The sequence below is a fragment of the Leifsonia lichenia genome (genome assembly GCF_054780215.1).
In genome coordinates this window covers 364,310-377,130 of record NZ_BAAGWT010000002.1, presented here as the reverse complement: position 1 = coordinate 377,130, position 12,821 = coordinate 364,310, and the positions used below count along the sequence as shown (strand labels likewise).

General features: G+C 68.3%; 12 protein-coding genes. 5 read left to right on the top strand and 7 right to left on the bottom strand.

Features of this window, described 5'->3' with window-relative positions; genetic code table 11:
* The first annotated feature begins 179 nt into the window (after positions 1-179).
* The gene (locus ACYVGI_RS06320) at positions 180-620 is read left to right on the top strand and encodes a VOC family protein (RefSeq protein WP_460631792.1); all 441 of its coding nucleotides are present in this window, start codon (positions 180-182) and stop codon (positions 618-620) included.
* Between the two features lie 44 nt (positions 621-664).
* On the opposite strand, the gene ACYVGI_RS06315 is transcribed toward ACYVGI_RS06320, so the two are convergent.
* Positions 665-1,324, bottom strand: coding sequence for a TetR family transcriptional regulator (locus tag ACYVGI_RS06315; RefSeq protein WP_460631791.1), 660 nt, complete (start codon positions 1,322-1,324; stop codon positions 665-667).
* A 203-nt stretch (positions 1,325-1,527) separates the two neighbouring features.
* On the opposite strand from ACYVGI_RS06315, the gene ACYVGI_RS06310 reads away from it, so the two are divergent.
* The 4 genes from ACYVGI_RS06310 to ACYVGI_RS06295 are packed head-to-tail and all read left to right on the top strand — an operon-like array spanning position 1,528 to position 5,581.
* A complete protein-coding gene (locus ACYVGI_RS06310; RefSeq protein ID WP_460631790.1) occupies positions 1,528-2,595 on the top strand; it encodes an App1 family protein in 1,068 nt (355 codons plus the stop codon).
* Positions 2,596-2,646: 51 nt separating this feature from the next.
* Positions 2,647-3,777: a winged helix DNA-binding domain-containing protein gene (locus tag ACYVGI_RS06305; protein WP_460631789.1), complete on the top strand. Its 1,131-nt coding sequence runs from the start codon at positions 2,647-2,649 to the stop codon at positions 3,775-3,777.
* A gap of 9 nt (positions 3,778-3,786) precedes the next feature.
* The gene (locus ACYVGI_RS06300) at positions 3,787-4,875 is read left to right on the top strand and encodes an FUSC family protein (protein WP_460631788.1); all 1,089 of its coding nucleotides are present in this window, start codon (positions 3,787-3,789) and stop codon (positions 4,873-4,875) included.
* Between the two features lie 28 nt (positions 4,876-4,903).
* Positions 4,904-5,581, top strand: a complete 678-nt coding sequence (locus tag ACYVGI_RS06295) for a TMEM175 family protein (RefSeq protein ID WP_460631787.1) — start codon at positions 4,904-4,906, stop codon at positions 5,579-5,581.
* A gap of 60 nt (positions 5,582-5,641) precedes the next feature.
* On the opposite strand, the gene ACYVGI_RS06290 is transcribed toward ACYVGI_RS06295, so the two are convergent.
* The 6 genes from ACYVGI_RS06290 to ACYVGI_RS06265 form a co-directional block, all read right to left on the bottom strand.
* Positions 5,642-6,193, bottom strand: a complete 552-nt coding sequence (locus ACYVGI_RS06290) for a YceI family protein (protein ID WP_460631786.1) — start codon at positions 6,191-6,193, stop codon at positions 5,642-5,644.
* A gap of 107 nt (positions 6,194-6,300) precedes the next feature.
* Entirely contained in the window at positions 6,301-7,494 is a 1,194-nt protein-coding gene (locus ACYVGI_RS06285) for a glycoside hydrolase family 3 N-terminal domain-containing protein (protein WP_460631785.1), read from the bottom strand.
* Between the two features lie 33 nt (positions 7,495-7,527).
* Positions 7,528-8,505, bottom strand: coding sequence for a carbohydrate ABC transporter permease (locus ACYVGI_RS06280; RefSeq protein ID WP_460632413.1), 978 nt, complete (start codon positions 8,503-8,505; stop codon positions 7,528-7,530).
* Positions 8,506-8,534: 29 nt separating this feature from the next.
* Positions 8,535-9,476 carry a carbohydrate ABC transporter permease gene (locus ACYVGI_RS06275; RefSeq protein ID WP_235500420.1) on the bottom strand — a complete coding sequence of 314 codons (942 nt, stop codon included), beginning with the start codon at positions 9,474-9,476 and terminating at the stop codon, positions 8,535-8,537.
* 84 nt (positions 9,477-9,560) lie between these two features.
* On the bottom strand, positions 9,561-10,940 hold the full coding sequence (locus tag ACYVGI_RS06270) for an extracellular solute-binding protein (RefSeq protein WP_460631784.1): 1,380 nt from the start codon (positions 10,938-10,940) through the stop codon (positions 9,561-9,563).
* Positions 10,941-10,993: 53 nt separating this feature from the next.
* A complete protein-coding gene (locus tag ACYVGI_RS06265; RefSeq protein WP_460632412.1) occupies positions 10,994-12,697 on the bottom strand; it encodes a glycoside hydrolase family 13 protein in 1,704 nt (567 codons plus the stop codon).
* Positions 12,698-12,821 lie beyond the last annotated feature (124 nt).

Below are 12,821 nucleotides of genomic sequence, written 5' to 3'. Positions count from 1 at the left end.
ATTCCTCGAAGTGGGCATCGGATCGACACAGGCCTGTCCTTTCACCCAAACACGATTGGCTCGCTTTGGCAAAGGATTGCGTCGAATTGTGGCGCGGGCGGTTCGGAACACCGAACCCCCTTTCCGTGTCGGTGGCTCTGAATACTCTCTTCGGTATGGAGGACGTATCGGATGGCAACATGCCACCAGCCACCGACATTCCCAGGTTCGGGGCCATCGGGGCCGGGGCCATCGGGTTCGACGTCGTGGTGCTGGACGCACCGCATCCCGCGGAGCTGGCTCGCTTCTACGCGGGGATGCTCGGCTGGCAGGTCGTCGAGACCGAAGCGGAGGATGCCTGGGCGGAGACGCGCCCGGCACTCGGGGCGAACGGCATCGCGTTCCAGCGCGAGCCGGACTATCGCGCGCCCACCTGGCCGGACGCGGCTGTGCCGCAGCAGTCGCACCTCGATTTCGGGGTCGACGATCTGGAGCAGGCGGAGGCGCACGCCATCGCGCTCGGCGCCACGAAGATGGGCCTGCCCGATCCTGCGTCTCCCGCGGGGGTGCGCGACAGTTTCCGGGTGTACCGGGATCCGGTGGGTCACCCGTTCTGCCTGGTCAGGCGCCGGGCGTCCTGACCAGACTCAGCGGCACCGGCATCAGCGGCACCGGTATCAGCGGCTCAGGCGTCGCCGCCGTACCGCTTTTCGAGGTACTCGCGCGCCACGACCCTGGCCTCGGCGATGAAGCGCTCGTCGCCCGCCTGGTCGAGCACGAAGGCACGGTTGATCAGCGAGTCCATCATCTCCACGACCACTTCGAGGTGGAAGGTGAGCTCGTCTCCGGCGGGGAGCCCGAACTCGTCGGAGAGGATCTCGGCGAAGCGGTGCGCGAAGAAGTCCTCGTCCGGCGTCGGCTCGTCCTCCGGTGCTCCCGCGCGCTCTGCGTCGGTGAACCGGATGATGCGGAAGCCAGGCTCGGTGCGGAACATGCCGACGAAGGCGTCGATCGCGCACTCCACCGCGATCCACCAGTGCGCGGGCTCCTGCTCCCTGATGCCCTGCACGACAGCCTGGCGATAGCGGAGCACTGCCCGGTCGCGCAGCGCCTGCAGCAGCACGATGCGGTCGGGGAAGTACCGGTACACGGTGCCGATGGACGCTCCAGCCCGCTCGGCGACCATCGCGGTGGTGAGCCGGTCGAAGCCGATCTCGTCCACCACCTCCGCCGCAGCGTCGAGCAGGGCGTCGATGCGCGCTGCGCTCCGCTCCTGAATCGGTTCGGTTCGCACCAGCGGTGCTCCGGATGTGTTCTGACCGGCCACGAGGTCGTTGATGGGCACGAGGGCTACTCCTTCTTTCCTGCAGCTCAACAATACGTCTGTCGGGTCCCCAGCCCCACGGTCCCCACGACCGTGATACTCGGATCATATTCGGGGAAACCTCATTTATGCCGGGGAATTCGCTCCGACTCGCCGCAGGATGCATCCCCAGATCTGGGGGATGCGCGCGCAGGTGTTCAGCGTCCGTGCGAAACTAGACAGATATGCCCGCCACCCCTGACAAACGCGGCGCGAGCGTCGAGCCCATCATGCATCGCGCGGCGCGCATCGAGGATGCGTTCCACGAGTTCCGCGCGCGCCGAGCCCGCAAGCGCGGCTATCTGGCGACCGTTCTGCCGTATACCGGCTACGGAGCGCCCACCTGGGTCCGCGTCCTGGGCAGGGTCGTGCTCGCGAAGGAGCCGAAGCCGGGCAGCAGGGCGGAGCGGAAGCACCGCAAACGCGAGGAGAGCATCAGGGGCTGGCGGTCGTTCACCAGCGTCCCCGTCGCCGACACACCGGTCACGATCGAGCTCGAGGGCGACACGCACACCGTCATGCCCGACCGCGGCGGCGTGATCGACACGGTCATCCCCGTGCAGCTCACGCCCGGCTGGCACACCGTCCGGATGTCCACACACGAGTCGACGCGCGTCTTCGAGTCACCGGTGTTCGTCGTGGACCCCAAGGCCACCTTCGGCATCATCTCCGACGTGGACGACACCGTCATGGTGACCGCGCTCCCCCGTCCGCTGCTCGCCGCCTGGAACACGTTCGTCCTGGACGAGCACGCCAGGGTCGCGACGCCCGGCATGGCCGTGCTGCTCGAACGGCTCGCCGCCACGCATCCTGGCACCCCGGTGATCTACCTGTCGACAGGGGCGTGGAACGTCGCGCCGACGCTCACCAGGTTCCTCTCCCGCAATCTCTTCCCTGCCGGCCCGCTGCTGCTGACCGACTGGGGTCCGACGCACGACCGCTGGTTCCGCAGCGGCCGCGACCACAAGCGGATCAGCCTGGAGCGCCTCGCCGGCGAGTTCCCCGGCCTCAAGTGGCTGCTGATCGGCGACGACGGGCAGCACGACGAGACGCTCTATGGAGAGTTCACCGTCGCGCACCCCGAGAGCGTCTCCGCTGTGGCGATCCGGCAGCTCTCGAACAGCGAGGCCGTGCTCGCCGGAGGCCGCTCGAAGGCCTCGAAGCACACCGAGCTGAGCGGTGCGCCGTGGGTGTACGCGCCCGACGGCGCCAGCCTCAGCGAACAGCTCAACGACCTCGGGCTGCTGCACTAGAGCAGCGCGCGGCCCTGCGAGGGTGTCGGTGGCATCCGGGATACTGAACCCATGCCAGCACGCCGCGCCGACCTGCTCAGGATGCGCAGAAGCGCCCAGCTTCTCGACGATCGGTCCGCTCCGACTCCCGCCGCCGTCGTCCAGCGGATGCTGGCGGTGCAGGCACAGGACTTCGGCGCCGCCTGCTGGGCGCTCGGCGCGCGCAGCGCCGCCAGCACGCGCGACGACGTGCTCGCCGCCCTGGACGACGGCAGCATCGTGCGCTCCTGGCCGATGCGCGGAACCCTCCACTTCGTGCCGCCCGCCGACCTGCGCTGGATGCTCGGGGTCACGACCACCCGAATGATCGCCGGTCTCGCCCTGCGCCACCGTCAGCTCGAGCTGGAGTCCGCGGACTTCACCCGGGCGCGCGACATCGTCACGGATGCACTGTCCGGCGGCCGGAGCATCGGCAGGGCGGAGCTGATGGCGCTGTGGGAGGCCAACGGCATCGCGACGGCGGGGCAGCGCGGCTACCACCTCGTCTACTTCTTCGCCCAGAACGGCCTGCTGTGCTGGGGGCCGACGCACAAGACGCAGCAGTCGCTCGTGCTGCTCGACGAGTGGGCGCCGGAGCGCCGCGAGCTGGAGCCGGATGAGGCGCTCGGCGAGTTCCTGCTGCGCTACCTGACCGGGCACGGACCGGCGACGCTCAAGGACTTCGTGTGGTGGACCAAGGGAACCGTGGCCGGTGCGAAGACGGCCGTCGCGGTGCTCGGCGACAGGATCAGGACGCTCGAGGTGGACGGCGTGGAATACCTGGTGACGACCGAGCAGGCGGACGCAGACCTCGGCGCTGCCCAGAAGGGCGTCGACCTTCTGCCGGCGTTCGACGAGTATCTGCTCGGCTACCAGGACCGCGCGCCAGTCATCGACGACGAGCACTTCACCGTGGTCGTGCCGGGCAAGAACGGCGTGTTCGCGCCCATCCTGGTCTCGAAGGGTCGGGTCGTCGGCACCTGGCGACGCGCATCCACGTCGTCGGCTGTGACGGTCGAGCCGCTGCCGTTCGGGCGGCCGACGGGGGCGGAGAATGCGGGGGTGCGCCGGACGGCGACGGCGTACGGCCGCTTCCTCGGCCTGACGGCTGCGGTGACCGCGCCGGTGACGGCGCCGGTGACCGCAGAGGGCCGACGCCGGTAGCCTTGATCCGTGGCTCCACGATTTTCCGCCAAGCTCCGCCTTCCAGCCAACATCAGCCTTCCCGCCAACATCAGGACGACGAGCAGGGTTCCTTTCCTGCAGGTGGCGAAGACCGCGGTCGCCATGATCCTCGCCTGGGTGCTGGCGAGCCTGCTGCTGCCGGGCGAGCTTCCGGTGTTCGCGACCATCGCGGCCCTGCTCGTGGTGCAGCCGAGTGTCAACCAGTCGGTCGGCCGGGCGATCGAGCGCAGCATCGGGGTGATCGTCGGCGTACTCATCGCATACGGCATCGGTCTCGCCTTCGGCACGAACAGTTGGATCGTGCTCGTCGCCGTCGTCATCTCGATCCTGCTGGCCTGGGCGCTCAAGCTGACGCCGGGCACCGCCAACCAGGTGCCGATAACCGCCATGCTCGTGCTCGCGGTCGGCGCATCCAATCCCGAGTATGCGTTCGCGCGCATCGTGGAGACGATCATCGGCGCCGTCATCGGGGTCATCATCAACATCGCGATCGTGCCTCCCGTGCAGCGCGAGCCTGCGCACAAGGCGATCCTCGCCCTCGGAAACGAACTCGCGGCGACCCTCGACCGGCTGGCGACGGCGATCACCACGCCGCAGACGACCGCGCAGCTCAACGCGCTGCTCATCGAGGCACGGCTGCTGCGACCGATGGAGAAGAAGGCGGACGCGGCGCTGGTCCAGGCGGAGGAGAGCCTGACCCTGAACCCGCGGCAGAGCAGGCACCGTGTCGCCCTCGATCACGACGCCGAGCTGTTCGCCCGGTTCCGTCCGATCATCACCCGCGCACTCGGCATGACCCGCGCCTTCCGCGACCACTACGACGACACGCTTGCCGGAGAACCGACGCTGCAGGCCATCGCGGAGGAGCTGCGGCGCTCGGCGCACGATCTGCGTCTGCTGTCGCGCGACCCGGATGCGCCGGCTGTCGAACCGGCGACGGACACGGCCGGTCTTCCTGTGCTGACGGCGCCGCTCGTCATCTCGACGCCCGACCCGCGTCACTGGGTGCTGATCGGCTCCCTGATGGAGGATCTGCGTCGCGTGCACGACGAGATCACCGGGGAAGAGAGCGTCTGAGCCGCACCGCTCGTCGTAGCATGGCCGCATGTCCGCCGACAGCAGCTCCCCGCCAGGACCCGCAGCAGGAGTCGACGACACCGACAACGCGCCGGTGTCGACCAGACGGCTCGAAGCGTTCACCGACGGCGTGTTCGCCATCGCGGCGACGCTGCTGGTCCTCGACCTCGACGTCACCAAGCTCGGCGACATCCACACGGATGCGCAGCTCTGGTCGGCGCTCGGCGATCAGTCGTTCGGCTTCCTCAGCCTCGTCATCAGCTTCCTGTTGCTGGCGACGCTGTGGCGCATCCACGTCTGGCAGTTCGAGTACGTGGTCAGGGTGGATGCGCGTGCGACGCTCCTCAACACCCTCCGGCTGCTCGGGGTGGTGCTCATCCCGTTCACCACGAGCCTCATCAGCGAGTACAACGGTTTTCTCGCCGGGCGGCTGCTGCTGCCGCTCAACTTCCTGTTCGTGATCGGCATCACCACCGTTCACTGGTACTACCTCACCTCGCCGAAGCGCGGGCTCGTCTCCGGTCTCTCCCCTGCCGGTGTGCGCTCGACCCGCGCCGGCACGCTCGTCGCCCTCGGCCTTGCGGCACTGACCGTCGTGCTCGCGCCGTGGTTCGGTTCGCTGGCGTTCCTGGTGCAGTTCCTCAACCCCGTCTTCGACCGATTCAGGGCACCGCGTCCACCCGGTGTGCGCAGGCGCCACCACTGAGCGGGTCAACGAGAACAGGGACCCCGCTCGCGCGGAGTCCCTGCCTGGTGTTCGTGCCGCTTACGCGTTGGCGAGAACCGCCTGCAGCTCGAGCGTGATGGTGACCTGCTCGCCGAGGAGCACGCCGCCGGTCTCGAGGGCCGCGTTGTATGTGAGGCCGAAGTCCTCGCGGTTGATCGTGGTCTTCGCGGTCGCACCGGCCTTGTAGTTGCCGTACGGGTCCTGGCCGAAGCCGCCGAAGTCGAAGTCGAAGGTGACCGGCTTGGTCACGCCCTTGATCGTGAGGTCGCCGTCGACGAGGAAGTCGCCGCCGTCGTGGCGGACGCCGGTCGACACGAAGTCGATGGTCGGGAACTCGTCGGCGAGGAAGAAGTCGCCGGTGCGCAGGTGCGCGTCGCGGTTCTTGTCCTTGGTGTTGACCGAGGCGACGTCCGCCTTCGCGGTCACGGTCGACTCGAGCGGGTTCTCGGCGGTGACGAAGGTGGCGTCGAAGTTCTCGAACACGCCCTTCACCTTGCTGATCATGAGGTGGCGGATGCTGAAGCCGACCTCGGAGTGCGCGGGGTCGATGGTCCAGGTGCCTGCTTTGTAGCCGGGGATGTCGATGGTCATTCGTGATCTCCTTGAAGTATGGATGGCGGCGCTCCACACGCCGTACAGGTACATGCAAGCGTATGGACCGCTGTCCTATTCCGGAAATCGGAAAAAAAGTTGACGCGTCACTCTTTCGTGGCGAGCGAGTGCCGCAGTTCCAGCAGTTTCCTGGCGTCGGCGTCGATCTGGGCGGCGGGAATCCGGCCGGAACCGACCGCTTCGACGACCGCGTCGATCAGCGCATCGGGATCGAGGCCGGCTGCGGCAGGATCCGCTGGCAGCACGTAGAGCAGCATCGTGTTGCCCGCCGCCAGCGCCTGGACGGCGTTCTCCGACGGGTTGGCGTACTGCGGCAGACCGGAGTCCTGCAGCATCCGCATGTCGTCGGTGATCGTCACCCCGCGGAAGCCGAGGGTGTCGCTCAGGATGCGGTGCCAGGGAGCGGAGAGCGAGGCGGGCGCCGCATCCACTGCGCTGTAGACGAGGTGGCCGAACATGACCAGTTCGGTGCCGGCCGTGATGCCGGCGCCGAAGGGCGGCGCATCCCTGGACCGCCAGTCGGCGACGCTCAGCGCGGTGGTGGGGATGCTCGTGTGCGAGTCCGCCTCCGTCTCGCCGTGGCCGGGAAAGTGCTTGAGCGTGCTGAGCACCTGACCGCGCTCCCCCGTGACCGAGGCGGCGACCCTGTCGGCCGCGGAGGACGGCGTCGTGCCGAGGACCCGGTCGTAGATGAACGAGCCGGGGTCCGCCGTCGTGTCCGCGATGGTTCCGAAGTTGACCGTGATGCCCGCCTGCTTCAGCAGGGCGGCGCGCTGCGCGAACGCGGTCTGCGTGGCCGCGGGCGGCTGAGCCTTGAGCACGTCAGCGCCCGGCAGGCCGTCCCAGGGGAGCCTGGTCACGTCGCCGCCCTCCTCGTCGATGGCGACGAGTGGAGGGAGCTGGGGGTCGGAGGCGGTCATCGCCGCGTTCTGCGCAGCGAGGGCGGCAGGGCTCCCTGGCACGTTGTCGCCCATCAGGATCATCCCGCCGACCCCGTAGCGGTCGACGAAGCCGCGCAGAGCGACGCCGTCCGTGCCCGGCTGGTGCAGCATCAGCAGACTCGCGACCTTCTGGCGCAGCGTCATGTTCGCCAGACGCGCGTTCACGTACGCGGTGGCCGGATCGACCGTGCTCGTCGGTCGCGGCGTGGCGGGGCTACCGGATGCGCTGTGCTGGGCCGTGCGCGGAGCTCCCGCAGCGCAGCCTGTCAGGGCGAGGGCCGACGCGGTCGCGACCGCCAGCGCAAGCGCCGCCGTCCGGATTCCGCGTCGACTCCTCATCCATCGCATCCATCGATGGTAACCGCCGCCTGCTCAGCCCTTGACCGCACCGCCGAGCCCGGCCGACCGCAGGAAGAGCCCCTGGAACACCAGGAACAGCACGATCGGGATGAGCGTGGAGATCGCGAGCGCCGCCAGATACACGTCGAGCTGGATCGCCGCCTGCAGGGTGGGCAGCCGCACGGACAGCGGCTGGATCGCCGGGTCGCGCAGCACCAGGAGCGGCCACAGGTAGTCCTTCCAGGCCGCGATGATCGCGAACACCGACACCACACCGAGGATGGGTTTCGACATCGGGAGCACGATCGACCAGAACAGCCGGAACGGCCCTGCCCCGTCCGTGCGCGCCGCCTCGAAGACCTCGCGCGGCAGGTTGTCGAAGAACCGCTTGATCAGCACCACGTTGAACGCGCTCGCGCCGGCGGGCAGCCAGACCGCCCAGAACGTGTTGATGAGCGACTGGCCGAGCAGCGGCGGGTTGAGGATGGTGAGGTAGAGCGGCACCAGCAGCACGACAGACGGCACGAACAGCGTGCCGAGGATGAGCCCGTAGATCACCTTCCCGTACTTCGGCCGCAGGACGCTCAGCGCGTATCCCGCCGTCGTCGCCACCACGATCTGCATGATCCAGGAGCCGAGCGCCACCCAGATCGTGTTCATGAACTGCACGTCGATGTGCACCGTCGACCACGCCGTCGACAGGTTGGCCCAGTCGACGCCGTTCGGGAACAGCGCCATCGGAGTGCGGAGCGTGTCCTGCGTCGGCGTGATGGCCGACTTCGCCAGCCACAGCAGCGGGCCGAGGCCGAGCACGATCAGCAGGAGCAGCAGCACGAGGTGGGTGGCGCGGGTGCCCCACCGGATGCCCGGCTTCCGCCAGTCGGACGGGGACAGGATGCCGCGGTCGCCCGACGGCTCGCTCGGCCTGCGGGAACGGCGCTTGCGCTTGCGGCCGCCCGGGCCGCCTGGCGCGATGCCGGTCTCGTCGAGTTCGTCGGTCATGACGTTCATGACCTCGGGTGTGTAGTCGGTCGAGGTGGTCAATTCTGGCTCCAGGACTTGGTGAGGCGGAAGTACACGAGCGAGAGCACGGCGAGGAAGGCGGCGAGCATCAGGCTGAGCGCGGTCGCCGCTCCGTAGTCGCCGCCGAGCGAGTTCTGGAACGCGTAGCGGTAGATCAGCAGCAGCACGGTCACGGTCGAGTTGACCGGTCCGCCTCCGGTGAACAGATACGGCTCGAGGAACACCTGCGCTGTGCCGATGATCTGCAGAATGAGGGTGATGAGCAGGATGCTGCGCAACTGCGGCATCGTGACGTGCCAGATCTTCTGCCAGATGTTCGCCCCGTCCACCTCCGCGGCGTCGTACAGCTCCGGAGCCACGCCGGTGATGGCGGCGAGGTAGATGATGATCGTCCCTCCCGCTGCAGCCCAGGTGGCCTCGACCACGAGGGACGGCATGGCCTGGGTCGCCGACTGGATCCACGGCTGCGGCGGGATGCCCACCCAGCCGAGGATCGTGTTGAACACGCCGGTGGGGCTCGCGTCGTAGAAGAACTTCCACAGCAGCACGGCGACCACCGGGGGCACGACGACCGGAAGGTATGCGAGCGCGCTGTACAGCCCCTTCGCGCGCTTGACCTCGCTCATCAGCACGGCGGCGATGAGCGGGATGGGGTAGCCGAGGATGAGGGCGAGGAACGCGAACCAGGCGGTGTTGCCGATCGCGGTCCAGAACAGCGGGTCGTTCACGACCTGCACGAAGTTGTCCCAGCCGACGAACGTCGGCGCGGTGACGAGGTTGGTGTGCTGGAAGCTCATCACCACGCTGCGGACGATCGGCCACCAGGAGAAGACGCCGAAGATCACGAGCATCGGCAGCAGGAAGACGAGGTTGCTGAGCCCGCCTCCGCGGAGCCAGGTCATCGGGGTGCGTCGCACGACGCGGCGCGAACTCGTTCGCTGGCGGTCGATCGCTGTCATGGGGTCAGTGCTTTCTGTCGTGGTCGGAAACGTGCGGCGCGGCCGACGGGGCGCGCGAGGCGTCCCGTCGGCCGGACCGGTGACTTACTTGTCGGCGTCGACGAGCTTCTGAATGTCGGAGTCGACCTTCGTCAGGAGCTGATCGATGTTCGCGTTCTTGTCCGTCAGCACGGCCTGGACCACCGCATCCAGTGCTCCGTAGAGCTCCTGGGTGTGCTTGTTCGGCTCAGGCACGAGGTTCGCGTCGAAGATCTTGTCGGTGAACGGTGCGACGTTCTCCAGCGGGATGTTGACCTCCGGCTTGATCCACGACATCGTCTGGTCGTAGGTGGCCTTGTCGAAGACCGGCAGCGTCGGGACGCCGACCGGCTGGTTCGACTTGGCGAGCACCTTCGCGTCCGCGATGGCCTGGTCCTCGTTGAGCAGCTTCTGCATGTAGTAGAAGTCGATCCACTTGACCGCGGCCGTCTTCTGCGCCTCGGTGGACTTCGGGCTGACCGCCGCGACGTTGCCGCCGACCAGGACGCCCGCATCCTTGTTGCTGGAGTCGATCGGGAGCATCGTCAGGCCGTAGTTCTTCGGGTCGACGTTGTTCTGCTGCACCAGCGAGGTGAGCACGTCGGAGCCGGACGGGTACATCGCGATCTGGCCGGCGCCGAAGGCCTGGTTGATGCCGCTCCAGTCGAGCAGGAAGTTGCTGCCGACCGAGTTGTCCTCCCAGCGCAGGTCGTGCAGGAACTGCAGCGCCTCCTTGGTGACCGGGTTGTTCGTGGTGACTTTGGTCTTGTCGCCGTCCGTGGTCTCCATCCGGCCGCCACGTGCGTACGTGGTGGTGGTCAGCTCCCAGCCGCCGGTGTTGCCCTGCGTCATCTGCATGTAGCCGGCGACGCCAGGCACCTTCTCCGAGATGGTCTTTGCGTCCTGCCGGACTTCGTCCCACGTCGTCGGGGGCTTGTCTGGGTCGAGGCCGGCCTTCTGGAAGATCTCTCGGTTGTACGACAGCCCCATGGCGTACGGGCCGTACGGGATGCCGTAGATCTTGTCACCGCTCTTGGCGACGGCGAGCACGTTCTCGTTGAACTTGCCCGCGTACGACAGCGCCTTGACCTCCTTGGTGATGTCGGCGAGCTGACCGGCCTGCAGAAGCGACTGCGAGTCGGTGAACGGGACGTTGAACACGTCGGGCAGCGTGCCGCCGGCGAGCTGGGTCGCGAACGTCGGCCCCGTCCACTGGTACTCCTCCGACTTGATGACGATGTTCGGGTTGGCCTTCTCGAACTCCTTCACCCGGTCGTCGAATGCCTTGAAAGCGGCCTTGTCGCTGCCGGGGATGAGACTGGCAACGGTGATGTGCACCTTGCCGTCGCTCGAGTCGCCGCTGCCGGAGCCTGAGCATCCTGCAAGCAGGCCGACCCCGGCGATCGTGATCGCGGCGACGGCCGCGATCGTACGTGGTGACCTCATTGTCGGTTCCTTTCGATGGTGTGGTGAGGTGCGGTGTGCTGTGTCGCGGTGCGTTACGCGACCTCCGGCGGACCGTGCTGTGTTCTAAGCCACGCCGTGGAGTCCGGTGGCAGCAGCCCGCCGTCGAGCGGGTCGCTGCTGAGCAGGATGGCGACGTGATCGGGAAGCTCGATCGCGTCGGAGGAGAGGTTGGTGACGCTGACGAAGGCGTCGCCGCGAGAGAAGATCAGGGTGCCGTCCGCGCTGTCGAGCCAGCGCAGCGGCCCGTCGCCGAGGCCGTCCTCTGCGCGGCGAAACCGCAGCGCCTCCCGGTACAGCCGGAGCATGGAGTGCGCGTCGGACTGCTGGGCCTCGACGGTCAGCGGTGCCCAGTTCTCCGGCTGCGGCAGCCACGGGTCTGCGGAGGCGCCGGCCGGACTGAACCCGAACGGCGGATGCACGCCGCGCCAGGGCAGCGGAACCCGGCAGCCGTCCCTGCCGGGGTCGACGCCGCCCGAGCGGAAATGCATCGGGTCCTCGAGCCGGTCGGCCGGGATGTCCTCGACCTCTGGCAGGCCGAGCTCGTCGCCCTGGTACAGGTAGAGCGAGCCGGGCAGAGCCGCGGTGAGCAGGGCGGCGGCGCGGGCGCGGCGGCGGCCGAGCGTGAGATCGGTCGGTGTGCCGACGCGCTTCTTCAGGAACGCGAACGACGAGTCGGCGCGGCCGTAGCGGGTGACGGGGCGGGTGACGTCGTGATTCGACAGCACCCAGGTGCTCGGCGCATCCACTGGGGCGTGCGCCGCGATGGTCTCGTCGATGGATGCGCGGAGCTCGCGCGCATCCCACGGCCGCGCCAGGAAGTCGAAATTGAACGCGGTGTGCAGCTCGTCTTTCCGCAGGTACATCGCGAACCGGTCGATCTCCGGCAGCCAGATCTCGCCGACCAGCACGCGCGTGCCGGGGTACGAGTCCGCGATGGCGCGCCAGCCCCGGTAGATCTCGTGCAGCTCGTCCCTGTCCTGGTTGGGGTGCTCCCCCGGACCTGGATGCTCCGGCACCTCCGGCAGGTTCTCGTCCTTGACCAGCAGAGCGGCAGAGTCGATCCGGACCCCTGCGACGCCGCGGTCGAACCAGAACCGCAGCACGGCCTCGTGCTCTGCCCGCACGTCCGGATGGTTCCAGTTGAGGTCAGGCTGCTGCGGGGTGAACAGGTGCAGGTACCACTCGCCTGGCGTCCCGTCCTGGTTCGTGGTGCGGGTCCAGGTCTCGCCGGAGAAGTTGGACACCCAGTCGGTGGGCATCTGGTCGCCGTGCTCACCGCGGCCCGGGCGGAACCAGAATCGCTCGCGCTCCGGGGAGCCCGGCCCTGCCGCGAGGGCCGCCTGGAACCAGGGGTGCTGGTCGGAGATGTGGTTGGGGACGACGTCGATGATCGTGCGGATGCCGAGAGCGAGGGCCTCCTGGATGAGCGTCTCCGCCTCGGTCAGGTCGCCGAACGCCGGGTGGATCGTGCGGTAGTCGGCCACGTCGTATCCGCCGTCCGCGAGCGGGGACTCGTACCAGGGGGTGAACCAGATCGCATCCACCCCGAGCTCCTTGAGGTAGCCGAGGTGCTGCCGAACGCCCGCGAGGTCGCCGATGCCGTCGCCGTTGCCGTCCGCGAAGCTGCGCAGGTAGATCTGGTAGATCACCGCGCTCCTCCACCAGAGCGGGTCGGCCGTGGATGGCGAGAGGCCGGATGCGGTGGGCTGGGCGGTCGACGGAGCGCTGGAGTGCACGGTCAGCACGGGGAGGTCCACGGATGTGCCCTTCGGTCGGGCGACCTCCGGCGGAGCGGTGCGCTCCGATCGTCGGGGGCGCGTCCGCGCCGCCCTGGTCGGCGGTTCGGTCGTCACGTCGACG